At 61.6% G+C, this 23,868-nt stretch carries 24 protein-coding genes and 2 pseudogenes; 10 read left to right on the forward strand and 16 right to left on the reverse strand.

Annotated features, from left to right (window positions below):
• Window positions 1–55: 55 nt before the first annotated feature.
• Entirely contained in the window at window positions 56–721 is a 666-nt protein-coding gene (locus VFB05_RS25990) for a DsbA family oxidoreductase (RefSeq protein ID WP_325017739.1), read from the reverse strand.
• Window positions 722–784: 63 nt separating this feature from the next.
• Complete coding sequence (locus VFB05_RS25995) at window positions 785–1,606, reverse strand: helix-turn-helix transcriptional regulator (protein WP_325017741.1); 822 nt, start codon at window positions 1,604–1,606, stop codon at window positions 785–787.
• Window positions 1,607–1,751: 145 nt separating this feature from the next.
• Between VFB05_RS25995 and VFB05_RS26000 the strand changes: the two genes are divergently transcribed.
• Window positions 1,752–2,150 carry a hypothetical protein gene (locus tag VFB05_RS26000; protein ID WP_325017743.1) on the forward strand — a complete coding sequence of 133 codons (399 nt, stop codon included), beginning with the start codon at window positions 1,752–1,754 and terminating at the stop codon, window positions 2,148–2,150.
• Between the two features lie 38 nt (window positions 2,151–2,188).
• Here the strand turns inward: VFB05_RS26000 and VFB05_RS26005 are convergent, their stop codons facing one another.
• Window positions 2,189–2,323 (reverse strand): hypothetical protein, encoded by a 135-nt coding sequence (locus VFB05_RS26005; protein WP_325017745.1) that lies wholly within the window; start codon window positions 2,321–2,323, stop codon window positions 2,189–2,191.
• Window positions 2,320–2,781 carry a group III truncated hemoglobin gene (locus VFB05_RS26010; RefSeq protein ID WP_325017746.1) on the reverse strand — a complete coding sequence of 154 codons (462 nt, stop codon included), beginning with the start codon at window positions 2,779–2,781 and terminating at the stop codon, window positions 2,320–2,322. The genes VFB05_RS26005 and VFB05_RS26010 overlap by 4 nt, the downstream gene beginning before the upstream one ends.
• Before the next feature lie 107 nt (window positions 2,782–2,888).
• Here VFB05_RS26010 and VFB05_RS26015 point away from each other — a divergent pair, with 107 nt between their 5' ends.
• Window positions 2,889–3,317, forward strand: coding sequence for an Rrf2 family transcriptional regulator (locus VFB05_RS26015; RefSeq protein WP_325017748.1), 429 nt, complete (start codon window positions 2,889–2,891; stop codon window positions 3,315–3,317).
• 324 nt (window positions 3,318–3,641) lie between these two features.
• Here the strand turns inward: VFB05_RS26015 and VFB05_RS32260 are convergent.
• Together VFB05_RS32260 and VFB05_RS26025 are read right to left on the reverse strand one after the other, a co-directional pair.
• A pseudogene (locus tag VFB05_RS32260) lies at window positions 3,642–4,173 on the reverse strand (SET domain-containing protein); the annotation flags it as partial.
• Window positions 4,174–4,295: 122 nt separating this feature from the next.
• On the reverse strand, window positions 4,296–5,033 hold the full coding sequence (locus VFB05_RS26025; RefSeq protein ID WP_325017752.1) for a TetR/AcrR family transcriptional regulator: 738 nt from the start codon (window positions 5,031–5,033) through the stop codon (window positions 4,296–4,298).
• A 108-nt stretch (window positions 5,034–5,141) separates the two neighbouring features.
• Between VFB05_RS26025 and VFB05_RS26030 the strand changes: the two genes are divergently transcribed.
• The 6 genes from VFB05_RS26030 to VFB05_RS26055 all read left to right on the forward strand — a co-directional run bounded on the left by VFB05_RS26030 (window position 5,142) and on the right by VFB05_RS26055 (window position 11,461).
• Window positions 5,142–6,542: a carotenoid oxygenase family protein gene (locus VFB05_RS26030; RefSeq protein ID WP_325017754.1), complete on the forward strand. Its 1,401-nt coding sequence runs from the start codon at window positions 5,142–5,144 to the stop codon at window positions 6,540–6,542.
• A gap of 15 nt (window positions 6,543–6,557) precedes the next feature.
• Window positions 6,558–7,124 (forward strand): inner membrane-spanning protein YciB, encoded by a 567-nt coding sequence (locus VFB05_RS26035; RefSeq protein WP_325017756.1) that lies wholly within the window; start codon window positions 6,558–6,560, stop codon window positions 7,122–7,124.
• An 88-nt stretch (window positions 7,125–7,212) separates the two neighbouring features.
• Window positions 7,213–7,509, forward strand: a complete 297-nt coding sequence (locus tag VFB05_RS26040) for a hypothetical protein (protein ID WP_325017758.1) — start codon at window positions 7,213–7,215, stop codon at window positions 7,507–7,509.
• Between the two features lie 691 nt (window positions 7,510–8,200).
• Entirely contained in the window at window positions 8,201–9,736 is a 1,536-nt protein-coding gene (locus tag VFB05_RS26045) for an MFS transporter (protein ID WP_325017760.1), read from the forward strand.
• Between the two features lie 239 nt (window positions 9,737–9,975).
• The gene (locus VFB05_RS26050; protein ID WP_325017762.1) at window positions 9,976–10,461 is read left to right on the forward strand and encodes a lipocalin-like domain-containing protein; all 486 of its coding nucleotides are present in this window, start codon (window positions 9,976–9,978) and stop codon (window positions 10,459–10,461) included.
• Between the two features lie 148 nt (window positions 10,462–10,609).
• Window positions 10,610–11,461 carry an SDR family oxidoreductase gene (locus tag VFB05_RS26055; RefSeq protein ID WP_325017765.1) on the forward strand — a complete coding sequence of 284 codons (852 nt, stop codon included), beginning with the start codon at window positions 10,610–10,612 and terminating at the stop codon, window positions 11,459–11,461.
• On the opposite strand, the gene VFB05_RS26060 is transcribed toward VFB05_RS26055, so the two are convergent.
• Window positions 11,454–12,335: a hypothetical protein gene (locus VFB05_RS26060; protein ID WP_325017767.1), complete on the reverse strand. Its 882-nt coding sequence runs from the start codon at window positions 12,333–12,335 to the stop codon at window positions 11,454–11,456. The two genes, VFB05_RS26055 and VFB05_RS26060, sit on opposite strands and share 8 nt — an antisense overlap.
• A 248-nt stretch (window positions 12,336–12,583) precedes the next feature.
• Window positions 12,584–13,309 carry a DUF72 domain-containing protein gene (locus VFB05_RS26065; protein WP_325017791.1) on the reverse strand — a complete coding sequence of 242 codons (726 nt, stop codon included), beginning with the start codon at window positions 13,307–13,309 and terminating at the stop codon, window positions 12,584–12,586.
• A 354-nt stretch (window positions 13,310–13,663) separates the two neighbouring features.
• Between VFB05_RS26065 and VFB05_RS26070 the strand changes: the two genes are divergently transcribed.
• Together VFB05_RS26070 and VFB05_RS26075 are read left to right on the forward strand one after the other, a co-directional pair.
• Entirely contained in the window at window positions 13,664–13,813 is a 150-nt protein-coding gene (locus VFB05_RS26070) for a hypothetical protein (RefSeq protein WP_325017769.1), read from the forward strand.
• 38 nt (window positions 13,814–13,851) lie between these two features.
• Entirely contained in the window at window positions 13,852–14,367 is a 516-nt protein-coding gene (locus VFB05_RS26075; protein ID WP_325017771.1) for an inorganic diphosphatase, read from the forward strand.
• Window positions 14,368–15,320: 953 nt separating this feature from the next.
• On the opposite strand, the gene VFB05_RS26080 is transcribed toward VFB05_RS26075, so the two are convergent.
• From VFB05_RS26080 to VFB05_RS26115, 8 genes and pseudogenes are all read right to left on the reverse strand, one after another.
• Window positions 15,321–15,686: a hypothetical protein gene (locus tag VFB05_RS26080; protein WP_325017773.1), complete on the reverse strand. Its 366-nt coding sequence runs from the start codon at window positions 15,684–15,686 to the stop codon at window positions 15,321–15,323.
• 330 nt (window positions 15,687–16,016) lie between these two features.
• Complete coding sequence (locus VFB05_RS26085) at window positions 16,017–16,340, reverse strand: DUF3240 family protein (RefSeq protein WP_325017775.1); 324 nt, start codon at window positions 16,338–16,340, stop codon at window positions 16,017–16,019.
• On the reverse strand, window positions 16,337–19,432 hold the full coding sequence (locus tag VFB05_RS26090; RefSeq protein ID WP_325017777.1) for a CusA/CzcA family heavy metal efflux RND transporter: 3,096 nt from the start codon (window positions 19,430–19,432) through the stop codon (window positions 16,337–16,339). Before VFB05_RS26090 ends, VFB05_RS26085 begins: the two co-directional genes overlap by 4 nt.
• On the reverse strand, window positions 19,432–20,568 hold the full coding sequence (locus tag VFB05_RS26095) for an efflux RND transporter periplasmic adaptor subunit (protein ID WP_325017779.1): 1,137 nt from the start codon (window positions 20,566–20,568) through the stop codon (window positions 19,432–19,434). Before VFB05_RS26095 ends, VFB05_RS26090 begins: the two co-directional genes overlap by 1 nt.
• Window positions 20,569–20,771: 203 nt before the next feature.
• Window positions 20,772–21,896: an OpgC domain-containing protein gene (locus tag VFB05_RS26100; RefSeq protein WP_325017781.1), complete on the reverse strand. Its 1,125-nt coding sequence runs from the start codon at window positions 21,894–21,896 to the stop codon at window positions 20,772–20,774.
• A 20-nt stretch (window positions 21,897–21,916) separates the two neighbouring features.
• The gene (locus VFB05_RS26105) at window positions 21,917–22,738 is read right to left on the reverse strand and encodes a universal stress protein (RefSeq protein WP_325017783.1); all 822 of its coding nucleotides are present in this window, start codon (window positions 22,736–22,738) and stop codon (window positions 21,917–21,919) included.
• A gap of 119 nt (window positions 22,739–22,857) precedes the next feature.
• On the reverse strand, window positions 22,858–23,469 hold the full coding sequence (locus VFB05_RS26110; protein WP_325017785.1) for a hypothetical protein: 612 nt from the start codon (window positions 23,467–23,469) through the stop codon (window positions 22,858–22,860).
• A gap of 60 nt (window positions 23,470–23,529) precedes the next feature.
• A pseudogene (locus VFB05_RS26115) lies at window positions 23,530–23,868 on the reverse strand (HdeD family acid-resistance protein); the annotation flags it as partial.

A 23,868-nucleotide genomic window follows, 5' to 3' on the forward strand; every position in this document is an offset into this window, starting at 1 on the left:
TGTTCACGCCATTCGTAAAATACGACGCATCGTATTTTCGCTGCGCTAACTTATGCTATTCCGCCGCCTGCGCGTTGATTTCCGCCGACACCTGGCGGATGGCGCGGGCGAGCTGCTCGGGCGGCTGGGCACCGGAGACCGCATACTTCTGGGCGAAAACGTAAGTTGGCACGCCGGAAATACCCTTGGCGGCGGCCTCCTCGGCCTGCGCCGAAATCAGCGCGACGTCTTCGTCGGTCGCAAGACGCCGGCGTGTTTCCTCGGCATCGAGCCCGCAATCGGACGCGGCCTGCACCAGCACATCGATATCGGTGAGATCGCCGCCGTCGCGGAAATAGAGCTCCATCAGCCGCTGCTTCATCTCGGCCGCCTTGCCCTTTGCATCCGCCCAGTGAATCAGGCGATGGCAATCGATCGTGTTCGGCTGCCGCTTCACGAGGTCCGGGCGATAGCTCAGGCCCTCCTCGCCGGCGGCTGCGACGACGCGGCCGGCGATGCCCTTGTAGGCCTCGACCGAGCCGAACTTTGTGGTGAGATAGTCCTCGCGGCTGATGCCCTCGCGCGGCACCCACGGATTAAGGAAGAACGGCCGCCAATGCACCTCGACGGGGACATCCGTGACGAGCTTGAGTGCATTCTCGATGCGACGCTTGCCGATATAGCACCAGGGACAGACGACGTCGGAGACGATGTCCAGTCGAAGCGGCTTTGGGGTGCTCATGGGAAACTCCCTGGCTCAAGGTAGCCCCACAGATAGGCCGCGGCCAAGCTTCGAACAAGGCGCTTATGGCAGATCAGCCGCCAGTTTCCGCATGCGCTCCGCAGTGAACTCATCGGCAGGAAAGAACGTCTCCAGCGCCAGTTCCGACAACGTGACATCGACCGGCGTGCCGAAAATCATCGTCGCCGACATGAAGCTCAGGACATCGCCGCCCACCCGCAGTTTGAAAGGAATCGCGACATTGTCCGGCGGAAGCGGCGCCGATCGCGCCGGGATCGGATAGCGCTTCAGCTCGTCATGGAGCTTGATCAGGCCCGCATCGGCGGTCAGTTCGCACTGACGGTGCAATCGCTCCAGCAGATGCCCGCACCATTCCGCGACATTGACCGTGCGCCCCGCCAGCGCCTCGGGGTGAAAAGCCAATCTCATGATATTGACCGGCGGCGTTAGAAGCTTTTCGGGAACGCCAGCAAGGAGCGGCATCACCATGCGGTTGGCCGAGACCAGATTCCAGTGCCGGTCATAGGCGAGCGCGGGGTTCGGCTCATGCGCGCGCAACACCAGATCGATCGCCGATCGAGCCGACTTCAACGCCGGATCATCGATCGAGCGTTGCGGAAAGGCGGGCGCAAACCCGGCTGCGACCAATAACATGTTGCGCTCCCGCAAAGGCACGTCGAGCCGCTCGGCGAGTTTAAGCACCATCTCGCGTGAGGGCGTTGCACGGCCCGTTTCCACAAAGCTCAAGTGCCGCGTTGAAATCTCGGCATCTCCCGCCAGATCGAGCTGGCTCAAGCGCCGACGCTGACGCCATTGCCGCAAGTGTTCGCCGACGTGGCGAGGCGCGGACTGCTCGGCATAACTTGTCGCTGTCTGTGCATTCATGGATGCGAAAATAACACGTCGGCTCGCGCCTTCCATTACCTTCTACGTAATGGAATTGCGGCCCCCCGCCGATCATCGTTGCGGTCGCAAGGAGATGACACGTTGTCCCGGCGTGCCGATCCATCTCCGAAACAAGGAGACCACGATGATCACCCCGTCCCTCTTCCTGCGCCGCGCGCTCCAGGCCGACACCGTCTTCAGCGGCACGGGCGCTGCGATTTTCAGCCTTGGCGCCGGTGCGCTCGCGCCGCTCTTCAGCCTGCCCGAGGCGCTGGTGCGCGAAACCGGCGTCTTCCTGATCGCCTACACCGCGTATGTCGGCTGGCTCGCCACACGGCAATCCTTCCAGAGAATCCTGGCCGGGATCGTTGTCGTGGGCAATGCGCTCTGGACGCTCGCGAGCATTGCGCTGCTGTTCAGCGGCCAGATCACGCCGAACCTGCTCGGCGCAGCCGTCATTGCTGCGCAGGCGATTGCGACCGGCACGCTCGCCGAACTGCAATATATCGGCTTGCGCAAGAGCGACGGAATCGTCGCGGCATAAGACCGCAGGGTCTTGCCGATGGTTGCGGCAGTGATTGCTTAGCTCAGCAACACTGCTGCGATCATTCCGACGAGGGTCAATGCCAGGCCGGCGACCAACATCGGCACCAGACTACTGCCGGAATAAGGATTGGCTGCACTTTCCGCGGTCACGTGCCTGCTCTGGACATTCATGGTGTAACCTCCGCCTGTTTGCGCCGAAACCTTTCACCGAGACCGAGCATCACACCGTTCGCACCGGCCACGCCGAGTTCGAGGCTCGCCGCGATCCGCTGCGCGCGCTCGACGAAATGCGCGGCCGCCTCGGGAGGACAGATGTCCGCCGCAGTCGCCGCGAACAATGCGAGCCAGCGGTCGAAATGCGCTGCATCGATCGGCAGCGGCATGTGCTTTGGCATCGGCGTCCCATGGTAGCGGCCGGACATCAGCGCGACCGACGACCAGAACGCGCACATCTGCTGCAAATGCGGCTCCCAGTCCTTGATCCGCGCATCGAATATCGGCGCCAGCATCTCGTCGGCACGCACCCGCTCGTAAAAGCGGCGCACCAGGTGCTCGATCATCTTCTCGGTGATCCCCGTCCGCGCCGTAATGTCGGCGACGACCTGTTCGCGCCGTTCCGCTGCCGTCATGGCCACTCCGTGCCTAAATATGTATTTCAAATACATATTTATCGGGCTAAAGATGGTTTGCCAAGGGCCCGTCCCCGCTTTCAGAGATCAGTTTTTGAGAGGCTGCCATGCGTTTGACATCGTTCACGGATTTCGCGCTGCGCGCGCTGATGCGGCTGGCCGGCGAACCGGAGCGAATCTTCGCCACCGGCGAGATCGCGGCCGAATTCGGCATTTCCCGCTATCACCTCGCCAAGGTGGTGTGCGATCTCGCCGGTTCCGGCTTCATCACGACCCAGCGTGGCGTCCGCGGCGGTTTTTGCCTGGCGCGGCCGCCGCAGTCGATCACGCTCGGCGAAGTCGTCCGCGCCCTTGAAGGGACGAGCGCCCTCGTCGAATGCTTCAGGGAAGACGGCGGCGATTGCGTGCTGACGCCGCGCTGCCGTCTGAAAGCGCGGCTCGCCGCCGCGCGCGAGGCCTTTATGCGCGAACTCGATGCGACGACGCTCGCCGAATGCGCCTACCCGACGCGGCCCAGATCAAGCTCGGCGGCGTGACGGCTTACCCCGAGGCCTGCTGAGCCTCGTCTGTCGTCACGACCGGCAATGCGAGGTTGGCACCGGTGAAAGCGGCTGATGTCTCAGCCGTGGACAGTTCGGCAAGGCCAACCGCGCTTACCGCCTGAGGCATCGCGGGTGCAGGAGTTGCTGACTTCGGGCGGCTGCGACGCGCAGAGACTGGGCCGTTACGGCGAACCCCCTCGGCGACCTTGCGCTTGGTTCGTGCGGCGCCGGCCTTGACGCGGACGTTCGGGGCTTTCGACCGGCTATCGAGCTTGCGCTTGCGGTCGGGCTTGAGCTCGGCTTTGGCCTTGCTCTTTTCCTTCGCCTTTTTCGCCTTGGCGCGCTCGGCCGCCGCTTTCTCAGCTTCTTTTTTGGCCTTCCGCTCGGCTTTGACTTTCAGCCGCAACCGTTCGGCCCGCGCCTCCGCCCGCTTCTTCTTGCGCTTCTTCTCGCAAGCGGCGCATTTGCAGCCGATCGGCTTCAAATAGGCTTTGAAGTAGTCGGTGCCGTAGTCGTAATTGATCTCGTCGCCCGGCTCGATGTTCTTGATGGCGCGAATGAAAACCTTGCGCTTGCGCGGGCGAACGTCGCTTTCTGCATTCGGCTTGCAGGCGTGGTTGATGTAGCGGGCGATGTTCTCGCGGACCGAACCGTCGATGGTCCAGCGATTGGTCAGCTCGAACAGATATTTGTTCTCGATCGCATCGTCTTTTTTCTTCTTCGAATCCAGCAGCGGCCCAAAATAGCGGATGATTTTGGTGCCCTTCCTGATCCGTTTGGTGGCGAAGAGGCCAAGTCCGGTAGCGGAACGGCCGATGCGATAGGGTTTCTTCGACGAAATATCAGGCATGGGGTGAGACAACTGCAACGCTGCTGAAGCGGGGATCGCGAGGGTAGCGTGTTCTAGGACGATTCCATGCAAATGTCAGGCCCTTCGCGGACTTGACATCAACCTTCCCCAGCTTGCGCACATTATGACGGCCGGGTCACCGATGTCTTCAGCATCGCATCGAGCAAGGTTGCGGCGTCGGTGCCTTTGGGCAGCCAATCGAGGATCTCGCTGAGCCTGCCGTCGAGCAACAGCATCGAAAAACCATGCACCAGCGACCACGCACGCACGATCGCAGCCGCCTGATCGAGCGATAGCGCCCTGGCCGCAATCGCCTCCTGCCGCTGGGCGCCGACCGAGCCGGCCAGCCCTTCGAAGGCAGCGCTCGCCGCCTCATGCAGCGCAGGCCGCTTCATGTCGAGGCGCTCGGTGCGGAACATCAGGCTGAACATGCCGGGGTGACCTTGCGCAAAAGCGACATAGGCCTTGGCGCGCGCCATGGCCTTTTCCAAAGCCGTATTGGCACTGGCATCGGCAGCCGTTGCGGCTTGGTTGAATTGCCGAAAACCGATTGCCGCGAGTTCGCTGACAAGACCCGTGAGATCGCCGAAGTGATGGGTGGGCGCGGCGTGCGAGACGCCCGCCTCCCGCGCCACCGCCCGCAGCGTCAGCCCGCCGAGCCCATCGCGCTCGAGCAACCGCTCCGCCGCCTGCAGCAGCGCGTCGTGAAGCGCGCCGTGATGATAGGGCGTGGTCTCCACTGAGGCCTTTGCCTTCGCAGCGCCTTTTGCGCGCGCAGGACGCGCAGCCGCGGCGCGCCGGACCGGCTTTCGCGACGGCTCAAGCTTGGATCCGGCCCTCGAATCTCTCCTGGTTTTCATGCCGCAACTCTATGCCCTGATGTTGACACTGTAAAGATTTCGCTTGACCGGCCGCAGGATCAGGTTTAATGGCATCTTTACAACGTAAAGATTTACTGGGAGCCGATGATGCAGCAGGACGCCGTCACCAAGAAGCCCCGTAACAATCGCGGTCCGATCCCGTTCGAATCCGACGCGTCGTATCTGAAAATCACCGGCGAATTGCCGAGCGAGCTGCACGGCACCCTCTATCGCAACGGCCCGAACCCGCAATTCGACGCGCCCGACGCGCACTGGTTTGTCGGCGACGGCATGCTGCACGCGTTTCATCTCGAGAACGGCCGCGCCAGCTATCGAAATCGCTGGGTGCGCACGCCGAAATGGCAAGCCGAACACGAGGCCGGCCGCGCACTGTTCGCGGGCTTCGGACGCAAGGTTGCCGATGCGCCGGCTGGGCTCACCGACGGCGGCGTCGCCAACACCAACATCATCTTCCACGGCGGCAAGCTCTTGGCGCTGGAGGAAGCGCATCTGCCGACCGAGATCGAGCCGGGCACGCTCGCGACCCGCGGCTATTGCAATTTTGACGGCGCGATCAGTGGACCCTTCACGGCGCATCCCAAGGTCGACCCCGCCACCGGCGAATTGTTCTTCTTTGGTTATAACGCCGGCGGTCCCCTCACCCCTGGCCTCTCCGTCGGATCGATCGACGCCAAGGGCAACGTGAAGCGCTTCGACCGGTTTGAGGCGCCCTATGCCAGCATGGTGCATGACTTCATCGTCACCGAAAATCACCTGCTGTTTCCCATCCTTCCCATCACCGGCAGCATGATGCGCGCGATGCAAGGGCGGCCGCCCTATGCCTGGGAGCCCGACAAGGGCGCCTATGTCGGCGTGATGAAGCGGAGCGGCTCGCCCGAGGACATCGTCTGGTTCCGCGGCGAGAGCTGCTACGTCTTCCACGTCATGAACGCCTGGGAGGAAGGCGATCGCATCGTCGCCGACGTGATGCAGTTCGAGGAGGCGCCGCTGTTCCCGCATCCCGACGGCTCGCGCACCGATCCGAACAAGGCGCGTGCGCGGCTCGCTCGCTGGACCTTCGACCTCGCCGGCAACACCGACCGCTTCCAGCAGACCTATCTCGACGACCTCACCGGAGAGTTTCCGCGCATCGACGATCGTCGCGCCGGCTTTGCCAGCCAGCACGGCTGGTACGCCTGCGCCAATCCGCAACTTCCGATGTTCGAGGGCTTTTCCGGCATCGCGCATGTCAACGGCAAGGGCGAGCGGCTCGCGAAATATCTCCTCCCCCTCGGCGACAGCATCTCCGAGCCCGTGTTCGTCGAGAGAGCCAAGGACGCCGCGGAAGGCGACGGCTGGCTGCTCGCGACCGTGTGGCGCGCGGCCGAGAACGTCAGCGAGCTTGCTGTCTTCAACGCGACCGACGTAGCCACCGGTCCCGTCGCGCTGGTGCATCTCGGCCATCGCGTGCCCGATGGTTTTCACGGCAACTGGGTCGGTGCGGCTTGACGGATGGAGTTCGCCATGAAGGACGTATTTGTCAGGCTCGGTAGCGACTTCCTGTCGACTATCCTGTTTGCGGCGATCTATTTCGCAACCGGCAATATCGCGCTCGCGACCGGGATCGGCATCGCCGGCGCAATCCTCCAGGTGATCCGCGCCCGCATCAGGGGCAGCGAGCTCGGCTTCATGACCTGGGCGAGCCTCGGCCTCGTCATCGTGCTGGGCACCGCCACGCTTCTCACCAACGACCCGCGCTTCGTCCTGGCCAAACCCTCGATCGCGCATTTTGCGATCGGGGCCATCATGCTCAAGCGCGGCTGGATGCTGCGTTACGTGCCGCAGGACGTCGCCGAGACCATCCCGGAATATGTCACGATCGCCGGCTTTTCCTGGGCCTTGCTGATGTTCGCGCTCGGCATTGGCACCATCGCAGTCGCGCTGACCGGCGACATCAAGCTCTGGGCGATCTACGTCTCCTTTGTGGCCGCCGGCGCGAAGATTGTCGCCTTCGCCATCCAATACGTCGCCTTCCGTCTCCTGTTCGTCAGCCGCCTGCGCGCTCGCGCCGCCACCGCCGCCAGCACCTGAAAATTCGCTGTCGCGGCGTTGGGCATCGCTTGAGAGATGCGCTATACAGCGAGCCGCAACGGTTTTGGAAAGAGAGCGGGAGAAGCGCATGGCCGCGGACGGAAACTGGAACATCACCATGACGACGCCGATGGGCGACCGCCAGGCAACGCTGAGCCTGAAGACGTCGGGCGGCACGCTCACGGGCACGCAGGCGGCCGAAGGCAATTCCACCGAGATCTTCGACGGCAAGGCCAATGGCGATGATCTGTCCTGGAAGGTTTCGATCACCAATCCGATGCCGCTGACACTCGAATTCACCGGAAAAGTTTCCGGCGACAGCATCTCCGGCGAAATGGGCATCGGCCCGATGGGCAGTTTTCCCTTTACGGGGACAAGGGCGTAAAACGTTCTCGTGTCCCGCGCCCGGTGCGCCACGTAGTGGCGCATCGCAGATGCGGGACCCACGCTCAAAATGAGGCCCCGGATCAGCAGCGCACCACCGTAGCGCGTCGAAGACGCGCATGAACGCGCTTACGGTGCTGCGCAGCCTCCGGGGAACGCCCGATATTCGAATTTCAAACAGCGCGTTCCCTCTTTTCGTCATCGCGAGCGCAAGCGAAGCGATCCAGACTTGGCTAAACGCTGGATTACTTCGTCGCCAGCGCTCCCTTGCGCAAACGCTTCGCGTTTGTCGCAGGTAATGACGCGCAATTTCGCATTCTCCGGCGTGAATTTGCCCGAGTTTTGAAACGAGACCCTCTCACATCAGAGGGCGCAGGGAATGCCGGGTGAACGACCCACCCGCAGCCTTGCGTGCAGGTGAAAAACACGCAAGTAGCCGCTTCTTGCTCTGTGCGACAGCGATTGACCCAAAAGCCAAATGGTTCGGCTCGTTATTGTGCTGTGCAAACCAGCTATCGAGACCTATTCCGCTCCTATCGTTTTCCTGCTGTAATCCATCCGCTTCAACAGAGGTTAGAGCGAGGTCAACAACGCGACGCGAATTCATTTCGCCTGTCGGAATGGCGGTGGCCTAGCCACCGGCAACCAGGGCGCACAATCGGCAATTCCAATCATTCGGGGGAGGATTGAAAATGTCTTCAACGACGCTATTGCCGCAGGCACAGCGCGGATTGGCGATTTGGAATCGCCAGCTTGCGCAGTATCCAGAACGTGCACAGCGGCTGCGGCAGCTGCTGCTTGTGGTCGCAATCACGATCGCCCTGTACTATGCGCTGTACGTCGGCGGCGGCGTAGCAACCCTGATGCTGCCGCAGCTGCACATGCCGTTTTCTGTCTTTGTGTACATACTTGCAGGGGGAGGCCTCCTCGGGGCCTTCGCGTCGCTCATCGCGGGGTTGGCCGACCGATTTGGCCGCGCCAACCTGGTGGTCTACGGGCTGCTGGCGGTGGCACTGATCACCGCGTTCTGGACCCCGAACGTCACGAGTCCGCTTGGCTTCGCGCTGTCCTTCTTCGTCGTTTCCTTCGTGGAAGGCATCGCGCTCGTCGCAACGCCTGCGCTGATCCGCGATTTCTCGCCGCAGGTGGGACGCGCGACTGCGATGGGGTTCTGGACGTTGGGTCCGGTGCTGGGCAGCCTGACGGTCAGCGCGATCGTCACGATGACGCTGCCGGCCTACCAGACCTGGCAGAGCCAGTTCTACATTTGCGGCGCAATCTGCCTCGTGTTGTTCGTGCTGGCATTCCTGTTCCTGCGCGAGCTCGCGCCGGCGCTTCGCGACCAGCTGATGGTGAGCGAGCGCGACCGGGTGCTCATCGAGCTGAAGGCGAAGGGGCTCGATATCGAGGCCTCCTTGCGCAACCCGTGGCGGCAGATGCTGCACCTGGACGTGATCGCATCGGCCCTCGGCGTGTCGCTACTATTGTTCTTTTACTACACGGCAGTGGCCTTCGGTGTGATCTACCTGGCGACCATGTTCCAGTTTTCGGTGGAGCAGGCGAATGCCTTGGGAAACTGGAGCTGGGGAGCCAATGCGGCGGCCTTGATTGTCGGTGGCCTGCTTTCCGACCACTTCCGGGTGCGCAAACCGTTCATGTTGATCGGCGGCATCGGCAGCGCGGTCACGATCTATCTCTATCTCGTCCAGGCTGGGCAGCATCCAGGCTTCACCACGCTGGCGGTCATCCTGTGTGCGCAGTCGATCTTCGGAGGTTTTGCCTATGTGGCCTGGATGGCGAGCTTCACCGAGACGGTGGAGGCGCGCAATCCCGCGCTGACCGCGACCGGGCTCGCGGTATGGGGCTGGTTGATACGGCTGGTGGTGACCGCGTGCTTCATCGCATTGCCGCTGGTGGTGAGGTCCATGGACACGCTCGTGGCTGCACCCTACTACATCGCGGCCTTCAAGAAGGCGCAGGCCGATAACGTCACGCCGCCACCAGAACTGCTGGCGCAAATGGGCGCGATCAAAGCGGCCGCCGAAGCCGCGCCGGGCGAATGGCGCATCTGGTACATGGTGTGCGTGGTTTGCGTTCTGGTGTTTATCGCCACCATTTTCGTGATGCGCGGACGGTGGAGCCCGGCACTCGCGCGGGCCGACGAGGCGGCGCATGACGCCGAAGTCGCGCGCGAGCTGGCGAGCCTGCAATCACGGACGGGGACGTAGCAGGACTGACCGCGTTACTGTCTCAATTCGGCGAACCCCGCATCGATCCGGCGAGTGTCGCGATTTGCCCGAACTGGGAAAGGATGCGTTTTGCCTCGGGCCGCCTGCGAAATCGCACCCGCGGGCATTAGCTGCGGATTGCGCGCTCGAAATCACGACGTCAAAGTGAGACGCTATCGAAGCCGCCTGGGTCGATGGACCTCACCAAGACGCGGCATCTTTTCGGGAGGGAATTCTCGATGCGACGCTTTTGGTTCACCTTCGCATGTCTTCTCCTGGCGGGATTCCCGCCACTCGCGGCGCACGCCGAGCCGGCCGAGCTGGTCGGGGTGTGGAAGCTGAAATCCTTTGTCTTCGAAAGCATCGAGTCAAAGGAGCGCCGCAATGTCTACGGTGAAAAGCCGGCGGGCTACCTCGTCATCACGCCCGAGCGGTTTACGACGGTCATCACGGGTGAAGGGCGCAAGCCGCCGCACACGGACGAGGACCGGCTTTCGAATTTTCTAAGCCTGACAGCGTATACCGGCCTTTATCGCGTCGAGGGCAATCAACTCACGACGAAGATCGACGTGGCGTGGACCGAAGCCTGGAAGGGAACGGATCAGGTGCGCTTTTTTCGCGTTGAGGGCGACAGGCTGTTTATCGAGAGCGCACCGACCATATCGGCCAACTTTCCAGAGCTGGGCAAAGTCCGGGCCATCCTGGAATGGGAGCGGTCGCGCTGATGCCGGGAAAACGACTTCGCGAACTTGTCCCCGCGAGCACGATGCGGTGAACGGACCGTCACGGGTCAAGTCCACGGAAATGCGCTGAAGCAGGAACATCGAACGGGCCTGCCGATTTTGCTCTTACGCACCTCACGTGGAGCACAGCATGCATCCGAAACCACCTTTTCCTGATCAGGCTCAGCGAACGCCAGGCTCGACTTCGGCAATGGACCCACGCCCGGATCACGGAGAGACCACTTACAAGGGGTCAGGCCGTCTCGACGGCAAGAAGGCAGTGATCACCGGCGGTGACAGCGGCATTGGCCGGGCGGTCGCGATCGCCTTCGCCCGCGAAGGCGCCGACGTCCTGATCGCCTATCTGAACGAGCACGACGATGCGAAGGAAGTCAAAGGCCTGATCGAGAAGGAAGGCCGGAAGGCAGTTCTGCTGGCGGGCGACCTGAAAAACCCCGGTCATTGCCGCTACGTCATCGAGCACGCGGTCGAGGTCCTCGGCGGAATCGATATCCTCGTCAACAACGCCGCGCACCAAGCGACATTCAAGGAGATTGGCGAGATCAGCGACGAGGAATGGGAAATGACGTTTGAGACGAACATCCACGCGATGTTTTATCTGACCAAAGCCGCGGTGCCGCACATGAACCCCGGCAGCGCCATCATCAACACGGCCTCCGTCAACTCCGACATGCCCAATCCGATCCTGCTGGCCTACGCGACGACCAAAGGCGCGATCCAGAATTTCACCGGCGGCCTCGCACAGATGCTTGCCTCAAAGGAAATTCGCGTGAACGCGGTTGCACCTGGGCCGATCTGGACGCCGCTGATCCCTTCGACCATGCCGGAAGGAGCCGTGCAAACCTTTGGCAAGCAGGTTCCGATGAAGCGCCCTGGGCAACCGGCCGAGCTTGCGACCGCCTATGTCATGCTCGCGGATCCGCTCTCGAGCTACACGTCGGGAACGACGGTCGCGGTGACAGGCGGAAAGCCGTTCATTTAGCCCGCAGCGCCGAGAACCTCCGACGACCGAAGAAGCGGTTGGCGTGCAGCATCCAGTCCGACAGCGGCACGCCGTCGCGATGCCGGCCGCCGGCGCCAGCTGCAGCCCAGGCGGCGGCAGCGCCAAGGAGCAACCCGGCGGCTATCGAAAATGCCATGATGACCATCGCGGAACGGGCATGCGAGATGGCGGTCTTGGATGCGGCGATAACGCTGTCGACGCGGCGCTCCGCGTCACCCCCGGCAAGGCCGGTGGTCGCAGTCACGAGCTGAACCAGATACGTCCGGTCGTCAGCCGCCACTCCACTATGGCTCGATGAGGTCATCAATACGCGAGCAGCTTCCGAACGCAGCGGTCCGATATTGAGTTCAGGCGGCCTGTGCGCGACACGGAACAAATGATCGATTTCGTAGCTGAGCACCGACGGCTCGGTCGTGCTGGTGGGTTGCCTCAGGTTTGTCGACCGGCTCGCACCCATGGCGATGATGGCCGTCAAGGCAACGCCGATGATGACTGCAAGCGCCCAGGATGCAACGCCGTGCAGACCGTCACGTCTTTCGACTTCGCTTGTGTCGCGCGCTTCATAGGGCGTGCAGCAGCGCCCGGCGATGTAGCCGCCGCAGCCGAAGCTGATGAGGGATTGCAGTATCAGGTAGATGCCTGACAACAGCCAAAGCGCGAACGAAGCATCTCGCCAGGTCGGAGCGGCCGAACTGAGGCCAAGCCCGATTGCTGTTCCAAATGCAACCATGATCGAAGAGACGGCGGCCGCGATAAAAGCGCCCGCGACAATCGGCGTCCATTCCAGAGTCCATCGATCGTCAACGGCGGAAGCGCGGGGCCGCGTTCCAGTTTCCAGCGTTTCGGCGCTCATCGCAGCATGTCCTAGCGAAGGCCGAAGGCCGAGAGAATGGCCATGATGATCACGATCAAACCAACCAAATAAACGATGCCGTCCATGGGATAGCCTCCATGCATACGTGCTAACAAGCAGGCTGATAAACAGGTCCGTGCTCGAATGTTCCAATAGGCGCTCACGGAATCTGCGTGACGGTCATTCGGCGTACATTCTGCGCTGCACACGCTGCATTGCGCTCTCGCGACGAAAGTCGATTTTTGCGCTCAGCTCACGAGCTGTTTCAATCTCAAAGCGTCTGCCGGAGCGGCACTCTTCTGGTCGTTGTCAAAATAGACAAACACGTCGCAGCCCTGCTTTGTCCAGGATCTGATCCGCGCCGCCCACTTCGATAACGTCTGACGGCTATAATGGCCCTTGTATCGCCCTTGCGGGCCATGACCGCGAATGTAGACAAAATCGGCCGTGCGCCTCCAGGGAGCGGGCGCTTCGTGGTGATCGGACAGGCAGAGCGCGGCATTTTGCCGGGATAGAATCCTCATGATGGATGGTTGATACCAGCTCGGGTGCCTGAATTCGAAGCTATAGCGGCGCCGTTTTGAAAGCAGCTTGAAAAATAACGCAAGCCGATCTGCGTCAGCTTCAAAATTCGGCGGCAACTGAAACAGGACCGGTCCGGCCTTTTCGTCCAGAATGGCCAGCCGCTCCTCGATCAGCGCGAGACTGTTCACGGAATTGTCCGACAGCCGTTTCCAATGCGTGATGAACTTCGATGCTTTCCAGGCGAAGACAAAATCGTCTCCGGTCTGCGTCCGCCAGACCTTGACGGCCCGCAGGCTTGGCGTGCGGTAGAACACGCCGTTGAGCTCCGTGGTCTGGAATTGGCTGGCATAGTATTGCAGCTGGTTCTTCAGCTTGAGGCCGGCCGGAAAAAACGGACCCCGCCACGAGTCGTAATGCCATCCTGACGTGCCGATGAGAACCTGTGCCACGGTGCCTGCCATCGAAAGCGATTCAAATGAGGAAGCCTCGCATGGTTCCCGCGGTTGTCGACATATCGACGAACCGGGCAGCAGCAGCTCTTTAAAGGTGCGACGTTACTCAAGATAAGCGGCTTGCCAAAAATGAGTACGAACCGAGGTGCTGCCGCGCCAGCGCAATGTCCCTTTTGATACTCAGACTTTCGATATTCCGTTCGGCTATTTTCGCTCGCTTTAACCTAAGTTGTCGCGGAGCGAAGGCGTGGCTTTAGGCTTGGAGCGAGTGCAATCGCTTTGTGTAAAGGAGTAGCGATGAAAAAACGGAGACGGCGTTTTAAGCAAACGACTCCCCTGAAAGAACGGCTGATGGAATTTGCCGAGGCGGTGCGCGCCGACGCATCCAGGCTTCCCCCCGGCCCCGAAAAGGAAGATCTCTTGAAAAGGGCGAACCGCGCCGACACGGCGGCGCATATCGACGAATGGGTCAACTCGTCAGGCCTGAGGCCGCCGGCATAGATGGCGGATAACGATCGACGTAGCGCAAAGTGGACGAGATGACGAACCTGCTGAAGCTTCCAACCTGGGCCGACAAGGACCACGTTTTCGCAGTCATCGAGACTCCGCGGGGCAGCATCTGCAAGCTCGACTTCGATCCGAAGCAGCGGGTCTTCAAGTTGGCGAAGCCTTTGATGGCCGGCCTCGCCTATCCCTATGACTGGGGTTTTATCCCATCGACGAAGGCCGAGGACGGCGATCCGCTCGATGTCCTCGTCATTCATGACGCCAAGACTTATCCTGGCGTCGTGATGCGCTGCCGCCCTGTGGGAATTCTCCAGGTCGAACAGAAGAGCAAGGGCAAGAAAAAGCGAAACGATCGAATATTTGCGGTGCCGGATCGCTCGCCGCTGGAAACGGATCTGAAAGATATCCGCCACCTGCCCTCTCGCGCCCACGAAGAGCTCGAGCAGTTTTTCCGTGCGACGGACGCCTTGCAACAGAAGGAATTGAAATTTCTGGACTGGCACGGGCCGGAATATGCCGTCAGGACGATTGAACGCCTGTCGAAATAGCTACTCTTGCGCGGGAGCTGAGGGTCCCGCGGCGAAAGCTCCGTTTGCGCCTTCCTCCCCTCTCCCCTTGTGGGAAAGGGCAAAGATTAGTGCACGCGGGCAACCTTATTCAAATGTCAAACATCGCCTTCCCCAAAGCACAACAACGCGATCCCGCCGCTTCCGCGCGAGGCTTTGCGCCGTGTACCAGCCCCCACAAAATCAGAGGGCGCAGGGAATGCCGGGTGAACGACCCACCCGCAGCCTCGCGTGCAAGTAAAAAAGCACACGAGTTAGTCACCACAGGTACGCCGAACGGATCCGGCATTCCCTGCGCGAGTGGTTTTAACGGTTTCCTTCGTGCTCTCCCTGGTGATCGGGCTTTGTGTCACCATCCCCGGCGCAACACATAAAGCGTTGCCGCCGTGTTGATGCTAGCGTCGAGGCATCAGGACCACACGACTTCACCGTCCGCCGCGAGCGCGCTCGTCTGTCGCTGCCCAAGGCGTCCATCGCATCCCGCGCTCCACGTTCGTGACGATGCGCAACGCCCCTCGGAGATGAGGCGGGATGAGCAGCTTCTATTGCTGCGTCTACCGCAGCGTCAAGCGCAATTTCTGAAAATCAGAATCCAATCTGACAAGCTGACCGCTATTCGGGAGCGAGGCGATCAACCGCGTGGGGGAGCAAAGCAGGCCTTCGGGCCGGCTCGTTGCATCGTGCGCCACATCAGCATGCCTTCTTTTGAGCCCGAACCGGATGATTTTGGGAACGGAGACGGGCGAGTTCCGTACATGGATCGGAACGGGCGAACCGGCGTCTCGTTGTCTCCGCGCTAACCAAGATGGAGACGATCAATGAAAAGGAAGATTGCCGTTGCAGCCGTGCTGCTCTTGGGCACGGTTTCGTTCGCTCACGCACAGGGCAAGATGGGTGCGGGCGCGGCCGCCGGTGGTTCAGTTGGGGCTGGAGGTTCAGTAGGTGCGGCCAGGGGTTCCTCTGGTGCCTCGCAATTCAGTCCTGGTCATGAAATGCGGAATGGTGGCGATGCCGATGATCGTGGACGAGGTGCGTCGGGCTTTAGTCCGGGGCACGAGATGAACGAACACGGCACTGTCGGCCAGTCGCGCGGCGATCGCGACTTCGATCGCGATCGCGGTGGGCGCCAAAGCTTCGACCGCGACAGGGACGATCATAGGACGACCGGCCAATCCCGCGGTGACCGCGATTTCGACCGTAACCGCGGCGATCGCGACCGGGGCGCCTCCGAGTTTTCGCCCGGCAGCCGCATGCACGAGAGGGGCGATATCGATCGGCGATAACGCCGCTCGAAAGATCAAGAGCCCGCCATCCTTTGGCGGGCTCTTTGCGTTACACGTTCGATCTAGCCCGGCAGCGAGCTGAACAGCGGCATGCGCTGCGCGAGTGGTTCGCTGCCCAAGGCGTCCATCGCATCCCGCGCCAAACGTTCGTGACGATCGCGAAACGCCCCTCGGAGATGAGGCGGGCTTCTATCGCTGCGTCTACCGCGGCGTCAAGCAACAATTTCTGAAAATCAGAAATAAAATGAGCCCAGCAACGGCACTGCTTGCTTGCAGTGACGTCGCTCGCCGAATCGTTAGCCTCCGCCAAGTTTGGATGAGATAAGCGGCCGAACCCGCCGCGCCCTTTCATTTGTTGGCGGCATCTATCACGCCGAATTCCGAGACCGGCATGATCCAGTAGACCATTCTTGTGCCGGCGAACGTTGCCTTCAGCCGTTCGAGCAATTGCGCGGCATCCTGCGCCTGAAGAACGATCCGGATCATCAGCTCGTCGGCATGCCCCTTGACCTGTTCGGCCGATGTCTGCAGCCGCACGTCGGGGCCGTGGCCGGCGATGTCGGAGGCCGTAAAGCCGGAGGTGATGTCGCGCTGTTCGCTGAGATAGTCGAACAACTCCTGGCGCAGCGATCGCGCCGCAACCAAAGTGAGGCAGACGAGTTGGGCGCTCATTTGGCCTCCCTGGTGGCTTTCGCCTCCTTGGCGCCGCCGCCAAACCGGCGATAGAGGATCGGCAGCAGGATCAGCGTCAGCGCAGTCGACGAGACGAGGCCGCCGATCACGACGACCGCGAGCGGGCGCTGGATCTCCGATCCCGGGCCGGAAGCAAACAGCAAGGGGATGAGACCGAGCGCGGTGATGCTCGCCGTCATCAGGACCGGCCGAAGCCTTCGCCTCGCCCCCTCGGCGACGATCTTGTCCTCCGCAAAGCCGTGGGCGCGGAGCTGGTTGAAGTAGGAGACCAGCACGACGCCGTTGAGCACGGCGATGCCGAGCAGCGCGATGAAGCCGACGGACGCCGGAACGGAGAGATACTCGCCGGCAAGCACCAGCGCGAACACACCGCCGATCGCGGCGAAGGGGATGTTGACCAGAACCAGCAGCGCCTGGCGGATGGAGCCGAAGGTCGTGAACAGCAGCACAAAGATGAGACCGATCGCCACCGGCACCACGATCGACAGACGCGCTGCCGCGCGTTGCTGATTTTCGAACTGCCCGCCCCAGGTCAGCCGGTAACCTTCTGGCAGCGGCAACCCCGCCGCAACCTTCTGCCGCGCTTCCTCGACGAAGCCAACCATATCGCGGCCACGCACATTGGCGCGCACGACGCTCATCCGGTATCCGTTCTCGCGGTTGACCTGGACGGGACCGTCGACCCGGTGAATGCGGGCGACCTGCGAGAGTGCGACGTGCTGACCGTTGGGGAGCGTCAACGGCAGGCTCGCAAGCAGGGTCGGCGCTTCCCGCGTCGTTTCGCTGCCGCGGACCAGGATCGGCGTGTGGCGTCCCTCCTCCAGCACCGTGCCGATGGTGCGGCCCTCGATCTGGGTGCGCAGCGAGTTGGAAATCGCATCGACGCTCAGGCCAAGACGCCCGGCCTCCATGCGGTTCACCGCAACGGTGTAATATTGCACGCCCTCGTTGAGCGTGCTGTAGACATCCTCGGCGCCATCGATGGTGGACAGAACGCCCGACAGCTTGCCCGCAATTTCGTTGAGCTTGTTGATGTCGGTGCCGAAGATCTTCACCGCGACATCGCCGCGCACGCCGGAGATCATCTCCTGCACGCGCATGTCGATCGGCTGCGTGAAGCTCAGCGAAAGGCCGGGAAAGCCGGCCAGCACGCGCCGCAACTCCTCGATCAAGGCGGATTGATCGGCGGTCTTGCGCTCCGCTGCGGGCTTCAGGACCAGGAACGTGTCGGTCTGGTTGGGTCCCATCGGGTCCAGTCCGAGCTCGTCGGATCCGGTCCTCGCCACGATGCTCTTGATATCGGGAACCTTGGCGAGAATGGCGGACTGAAGCCGCGCATTGATCGCAAGCATCTCGTCGAGATTGATCGATGGCAGCGCCTCGACGCTGACGATGGTGTCGCCTTCATCCATGGTCGGCATGAACGTCTTGCCGAGCCGAGTGTAGGCGTAGCCCGCGACAACCAGGGCCGCGACCGCCACGATAATCACCTTGCGCTCGTTCTTCAGCGCCCAATTGAGTGCCGGAACGTACAGGCGCGACGCGGTGCGGATCAGCCATGGCTCGTGGTGTGAGGCGGTCCTGAGCAGAAACGAGGTCGCGACCGGAATGACCGTGAGCGCCAGCAGTAGCGAGCCGGCCAATGCGAAGATGATTGCGAGCGCGACAGGGATGAACAATTTTCCCTCGAGCCCTTCCAGCGTCAGCAGCGGCACGAACACGATCATGATGATCAGCACGCCAGAGGCGACCGGCTGAAGAACCTCGCAGACCGATCGGAAGATGATGTGGACGAGCGGCGCCGCCTTGCCGGATGGTTGCTTGCTGAGATTCCCAACGACATTCTCGACCACGACCACCAGCGCGTCGATCAGCATGCCGATCGCAATTGCAAGGCCGCCCAAACTCATCAGATTTGCCGACATGCCGACCATCCGCATCACGATCAGCGCGATCACGATCGCAAGCGGCAGGCTCAAGGCGATCACCAGCGAGGCGCGCCAATTGCCGAGGAACAACAGCAGCAGCACAACGACCAGCACGGTTGCCTCACCGAGCGCGCGGATCACAGTTCCGACCGCGCGATCCACCAGCCGGCTGCGGTCGTAAAACACGTTGATGGCGACGCTCTTCGGCAGCCACGGCTTGAGCTCGTCAAGGCGGGCGCGGACATCGCTGACGAGCTGGCGGGCATTGGCGCCGCGCAAACCAAGCACAAGACCTTCGACGGTCTCACCGCGGCCATCTGTCGTGACGGCGCCATAGCGCGTCAGCGATCCGAGCTGCACCCTGGCAACATCCCTCACCCGGATCGGTATGCCATCCCTGACGTCCACGACGATCTGCCTGATGTCCTCGATGGTCTGGACGCTGCCTTCAATCCGCACCAGCGCACTGTCCTCGCCCTGATTGACGCGGCCTGCGCCATCGTTGCGGCTGTTGGCATCAAGAGCGCGCCGAAACAGGTCGTAGGAGATGCCGCGGGCCGACAGCGCTTCGCTGAGCGGCACGATCTCGAACGCGCGAACGTAGCCGCCTAACGCGTTGACGTCGGCGACCCCCGGAACGGTTCGCAGCGCCGGGCGGATCACCCAATCCAGCAGACTGCGCCGCTCCGCGAGCGACAGATCAGGACTGTCGATCGTGAACATGAACATTTCGCCGAGCGGACTCGTGATCGGCGCCAGCCCGCCGCTCACGCCTTCGGGAAGATCGCGCGCGACGTTGGTCAGGCGCTCGGTCACCTGGTTGCGCGCCCAGTAGATGTCCGTGCCATCCTCGAAATCGACCGTGATGTCCGCGAGCGCATATTTGGTCGTCGAGCGAAGGATCTTCTTGTTAGGAAGTCCAAGCAATTCGAGCTCGATGGGGACTGTGATCCGCTGCTCGACCTCTTCGGGCGTGAGACCCGGCGCTTTCATGATGACCTTGACCTGGACGGGTGAGACGTCCGGAAAGGCGTCGATCGGCAGGCTTGGCAGCATCACCACCCCGGCGCCGATTAGCAAGAGCACGCCGAGCAGGACGAACAGGCGCTGCGACAGCGCAAATGCGACAAGCCGCTCGAGCATTAACCCGCTCCTAGCTTGAGCAGGATTCCCCGGAGCGCAGAGATGCCGCCGCTCGCGACTTCATCCTTGTCCGTGATCGGGCCCGAGACCACGACATGGTCCTGGTCTTCCTCAAGCAGCGTGACCGGCACAAGACGGAAACCGTCCGCGGTCGCCACGAACACTGATGCCTGCTCGCCACGACGGAACAGCGCGCTGTAGGGCAGCTCCCACGCACTTTCAGTTGAGGAAGCAAAGCCGATGCGCGCCTGTGCCGTTTGCCCAGGCCGCAGTTCTCCGTTGTTGTTCACTTCGGCCCGAACAAGAATGGTTTGGGTTGCGGCATCGGCGGTTTCCGACACCAGCAACACCTGACCCGGAGTTGCATAGCCCTCGACTTCCACCTTGGCACCGGGCCGGATGGCACGGATATTCGATGCAGGCACCGCGATTTCGACCCACAGCGGAGAGAGCTGCGCGAGCTTGACCAATGGCGCCGTTTGTTCCACGCGCTGGCCGGGAGAAACCGCGATGTCGACGACGGTCGCTGCGCGCGGCGCGGCGACCGAGAGCGTCGCGTTGATTGCTGCCTCGTTCGTCAGCTTCGAGATAGCTTCATCCGAAAGCCCGCTGAGCCGGAGCATCTGTTTGCGCTCCGCAACCACGATGCTGGCCTGGCGGGCTTCGGTCTGGCTCGCCTCAAGCACCCGCTGCGCGACGGCGTTCGACTCGATGAGCCGGCTGTTGCGGTTGAACTCCCGCGTCGCCAAGGCTTCCTGCTGGACGGCCTGCAGGTAGTCGCGTTGCTGCGAAACGAAGTTCGAGCTCTCCATGACAAGGAGAGACTGGCCAGCGCTGATCCGATCTCCTCGCGCGACCGAAAGGCCGGTCACCATGCCGGCCACGGGACTGCTGACGACCCATAATTGCGGCGTCGGGACGACGATCTGCGCCGGATAAGGCAGCGTCTTGTCGGTCGGGCTCGCGACCGGATGCACAACGCGAACCCCGAGATTCGTTGCCTGTTCCGGGGTGAGTTTGACCGCATCCTCGGCCACCGCGATGGACGGCAGGCCGATGAGCAGCAGTGCGGCAATCGTTCGAACTTGCCGTCGCCATGAGGTCGAACGAAGGCCCACCGGGTATGAATGTGTCATTGAACTTTCCAGAACGCCAACCGATCCAAATGGTTTCCGTCGTCCCGCCCGGACCCGATGTCGCACTTACCTTCCGCAACGTTGCAACGGACGCATCCATATTCGCTCGTGGCAGCCGGGAGCCTGTTGATCTATGTCAGGTCATTGCCGGGCCTGGTGTGCTGAGCTGTGTACTTGGCACGCGGCCCGACCGGCGACTCGGGTCATAGGGTGCGCGGGTGAACACGAGCCGTCCGATCGACGCTTGCAAGCAGGCTTGCGGCCGCAACCAGGGTGGCGATGCCCCCGGCAATGACCAGCACCTGCAAAGCCACATTGTCCCAGCCCATGCTCAGAATCGCATGCGCGGCAAACGAGAGCAGCACACTGATGCAATAGATCGCGAGCGAATATTCGCCGCACTGGAGCAGCGGACGCAGCAACCGTGTGCTCAATACCGGAAGATCGCCGGGAAGAAGCCGCCAGCACAAAAGTGCAAGCGACAGAAAGTGGAACAGCCGCAGAAGGTCCAAGTCGCCCTTCTCGATCGGATAGATCCAGTTCGCGATCACCGTCGGCACGTAGGCCTCGAGCGCGTGGAAGCGCCAACTCAACGTGATGAAAAAGCTCAACAGCAAATAGACCACGGCCGCGCCGGCCAGGACCTGCGAATTGAGGATGCGAGGTGGGCTGTTGGCCGGCCTCATTCCCCACCAGATGCCCATCACATAGAGCAGCTGCCAGTTCAGCGGATTGAAGAAGATAACGCCCGACGGATAAGCCGATACCGACCAGTCAAGCCAGTGGGACGCAGAATAAAGCAGGAGTGATGCGATCAGAGTCGGCGCTGGCCAGAGCATCATCGCGGGCAAGATCACCACCAGGGCGAAATGGAGGATAACCATCAGCAGCAACGGATCGAGATTGACCGGCGAGTATCTCAACATCAGTGCTTGCGATACGGTCTCAAACGGGCTCGCGAAGAAGACGGCAAGGTTGGCGTGATCCAGCAACGAAGGTTGCCGAATGGCAAAGAGAGCGACTTCACCCAGAAGAAGCGCGACGGTCACAATCTGCGCGAGGTAAATTTCGACGGCGCGACGCAGGACACGCGCTAGCGCGACTCCCAATCCCGAGTGGCTGGCAACACCGCCGTAGACCCTGCCCGATGCCAGTCCTGACAAGAAGACAAGAATCTCCGCGGCGTCGCTGAAGCCGAAATTCCTCGGAGTGAAGTTATTGATGTAAAGTTCGGGGATGTGGTCGAGAAAAATCCACAATAGTGAAAGACCCCGGAACAGATCGAGCCGCAGGTCGCGTATCCCCGGAAGCCAAATAAACTTCGACACCCGAGCTCTGGTTGGCCCGCTTAGTGTGACATCATGAGGCAAAACGGCGCCTCATCCATAAGCCCGCGGGTCATGCCACCGAAGACCCATTCGCCAAGTCGGCTATGGCCGTAGGCTCCCGTCACGATCAGATCCGCACCGGCATCTTTCGCCAGACGAACGAGTTGATGCGCATCGGATTCGGCCGTGTGAACACGCACATCCGTCTCGGCCTTTGCGCCGTGCCGCTGCAGATGCCTGGCAACGTCCCGGACGCCCCGTCGCGCGCGATCCTGTTCGTTCGAGGTGCAGATCTCAATAATCGATACCTGGGACGCCTGCTTCAGGAATGGCAGGGCGTCATGAATCGCGAGGCGCGCTTCTCTCGTATCTTTCCAGCCAACCACGATCCGATCAGCCCGCAATTCATGCACACGCTCCGGCACCAGAACGGTCGGCCGACCGATCCGCAATACCGCGGCGGCGGGATCGACCAGGTGATAGGGGTCTACTTTCCGGTACATGTTCCTTATCACAACCAGATCGGCCGCCCTGGCTTCATTCGCGAGGAATGCAACCGGGTATTCGACGTCCCAACGCCACTCCACTCTCTCCTTCGGGAGGCCAACAACATCGCGAAACCACCGTTCTTTCTCGGCAAGCTCGGCTTTCATCCGCTTGAGGTCTTCAGGCGTCGTTTCCTGAATCACCACACCTTCGCCGACGAAGTCGGGCTCAACTGCAAATGCGGAGACGCCGATTAGGGAAGCCTGGAACTTCGTGGCGACGGAGCGCGCCACACGCACCTGCTCTTCGGCCTGTTGCGCTGGATCGACAAAAACCATGACTGACGCGACCGTCATATCTATGCTCCTCTGGCTGGATATTTTTCGCACGTGCGTAGCGCCCATCGATTGACCCAGATCAAGCGCATCGATGAGAACAAAGCTGCGGCGCAGCCCAAGGCTCTCGATAATTGGCGCTAGACGCCACTGTGTTGAATGGCGGTTCGCTGTTCGAAGGCGTTCGGCCCCTTGCGTGAAACCTGCCGGGCGTACGGCTTCTTTTCGATCTCCGCAGCCGACAGCCTGCGGTAGAGATCGCGTCGACGCGCGATTGGCCACCAATCGTAAAGGAAGATCTCGAGCGGGCGCCAATTGGCAACCCACCCCAAAATCAGGAAGCTTTCTTGGACAAACGTCCTGGACGGGGCATCCGCAAGGACCCCGGAAAAGAATTTTACCGCAAGCAGGCAGGCGATGAGGATCGCGACGCCTATTGCCAGAGATCGGCGGCCGATCCGGAACAGCTCGTTGAGGTCACCTTGAATGACGGCCGCACGGCCGGCGAAATATTTGCCGAGAGCTTCGGGCAGGTCCCGCGCAAGGTCTGTCTGCGATTCGTCGCTCGGAAAGTGAACGATGATCCTGAATGACCGGTCTCTCGCCAGTTCTCTTGCCCATCCCACGATATATTCTTCGGCTTCCCGGTCGAGGTCCTTCTCGCGAAATGGAAACGGATCCAACGTATGGAAGAGCTGAGCGATCCCATCAACGCGAATTTCGATCACATTCTCTGCTGTTTTCGGGATCATCGGATTCATCCGACCGTAAGGGGTAAATTTTCTTCCTGGTGGCGGCTTGGCCCGTCGGGATCAAGGCCCCATTGGTCGCCGATCTGCGTGCTCTGCGCCGAGCTTTCGCCTTTCCAGCAGCGCGATCACGAGCAGGGCAATACCGCCCAGGATCATGTTTGCACCCAGCAGCAGCCCCGGAGCCCATAGCGCGGTTTCCGGAAGGTCGATGAACATCAGAGCAGCAAGCACAAGGTCGACCACGCTGCTGGCCCGAACCCAACCACGATAGCCGGACAGGTATCCGAAACGCTGCAGCGGATAAGTGAGCTTGGCGACGCCAACAAGAGCAAGGCAAATAATCAGGACTACGGTGAGCGAAATGGCGCCGCTCCATGGTTTGACCAACAACGCAAACCC

It is taken from the genome of Bradyrhizobium sp. (genome assembly GCF_035652035.1).
Classification (GTDB): domain Bacteria; phylum Pseudomonadota; class Alphaproteobacteria; order Rhizobiales; family Xanthobacteraceae; genus Bradyrhizobium.

Bases quoted from the DNA above. Each gene is read 5' to 3' on its own strand.
- VFB05_RS26055 (WP_325017765.1), top strand. From the start codon at position 10,610: ATGCATCCGAAACCACCTTTTCCTGATCAGGCTCAGCGAACGCCAGGC.
- VFB05_RS26040 (WP_325017758.1), top strand. From the start codon at position 7,213: ATGGCCGCGGACGGAAACTGGAACATCACCATGACGACGCCGATGGGC.
- VFB05_RS26090 (WP_325017777.1), bottom strand. From the start codon at position 19,432: ATGCTCGAGCGGCTTGTCGCATTTGCGCTGTCGCAGCGCCTGTTCGTC.
- VFB05_RS26000 (WP_325017743.1), top strand. From the start codon at position 1,752: ATGATCACCCCGTCCCTCTTCCTGCGCCGCGCGCTCCAGGCCGACACC.
- VFB05_RS26070 (WP_325017769.1), top strand. From the start codon at position 13,664: ATGGAATTTGCCGAGGCGGTGCGCGCCGACGCATCCAGGCTTCCCCCC.
- VFB05_RS26060 (WP_325017767.1), bottom strand. From the start codon at position 12,335: ATGAGCGCCGAAACGCTGGAAACTGGAACGCGGCCCCGCGCTTCCGCC.
- VFB05_RS26075 (WP_325017771.1), top strand. From the start codon at position 13,852: ATGACGAACCTGCTGAAGCTTCCAACCTGGGCCGACAAGGACCACGTT.
- VFB05_RS25995 (WP_325017741.1), bottom strand. From the start codon at position 1,606: ATGAATGCACAGACAGCGACAAGTTATGCCGAGCAGTCCGCGCCTCGC.
- VFB05_RS26030 (WP_325017754.1), top strand. From the start codon at position 5,142: ATGCAGCAGGACGCCGTCACCAAGAAGCCCCGTAACAATCGCGGTCCG.
- VFB05_RS25990 (WP_325017739.1), bottom strand. From the start codon at position 721: ATGAGCACCCCAAAGCCGCTTCGACTGGACATCGTCTCCGACGTCGTC.
- VFB05_RS26015 (WP_325017748.1), top strand. From the start codon at position 2,889: ATGCGTTTGACATCGTTCACGGATTTCGCGCTGCGCGCGCTGATGCGG.
- VFB05_RS26035 (WP_325017756.1), top strand. From the start codon at position 6,558: ATGAAGGACGTATTTGTCAGGCTCGGTAGCGACTTCCTGTCGACTATC.
- VFB05_RS26095 (WP_325017779.1), bottom strand. From the start codon at position 20,568: ATGACACATTCATACCCGGTGGGCCTTCGTTCGACCTCATGGCGACGG.
- VFB05_RS26045 (WP_325017760.1), top strand. From the start codon at position 8,201: ATGTCTTCAACGACGCTATTGCCGCAGGCACAGCGCGGATTGGCGATT.
- VFB05_RS26105 (WP_325017783.1), bottom strand. From the start codon at position 22,738: ATGACGGTCGCGTCAGTCATGGTTTTTGTCGATCCAGCGCAACAGGCC.
- VFB05_RS26005 (WP_325017745.1), bottom strand. From the start codon at position 2,323: ATGAATGTCCAGAGCAGGCACGTGACCGCGGAAAGTGCAGCCAATCCT.
- VFB05_RS26110 (WP_325017785.1), bottom strand. From the start codon at position 23,469: ATGATCCCGAAAACAGCAGAGAATGTGATCGAAATTCGCGTTGATGGG.
- VFB05_RS26025 (WP_325017752.1), bottom strand. From the start codon at position 5,033: ATGAAAACCAGGAGAGATTCGAGGGCCGGATCCAAGCTTGAGCCGTCG.
- VFB05_RS26085 (WP_325017775.1), bottom strand. From the start codon at position 16,340: ATGAGCGCCCAACTCGTCTGCCTCACTTTGGTTGCGGCGCGATCGCTG.
- VFB05_RS26050 (WP_325017762.1), top strand. From the start codon at position 9,976: ATGCGACGCTTTTGGTTCACCTTCGCATGTCTTCTCCTGGCGGGATTC.
- VFB05_RS26010 (WP_325017746.1), bottom strand. From the start codon at position 2,781: ATGACGGCAGCGGAACGGCGCGAACAGGTCGTCGCCGACATTACGGCG.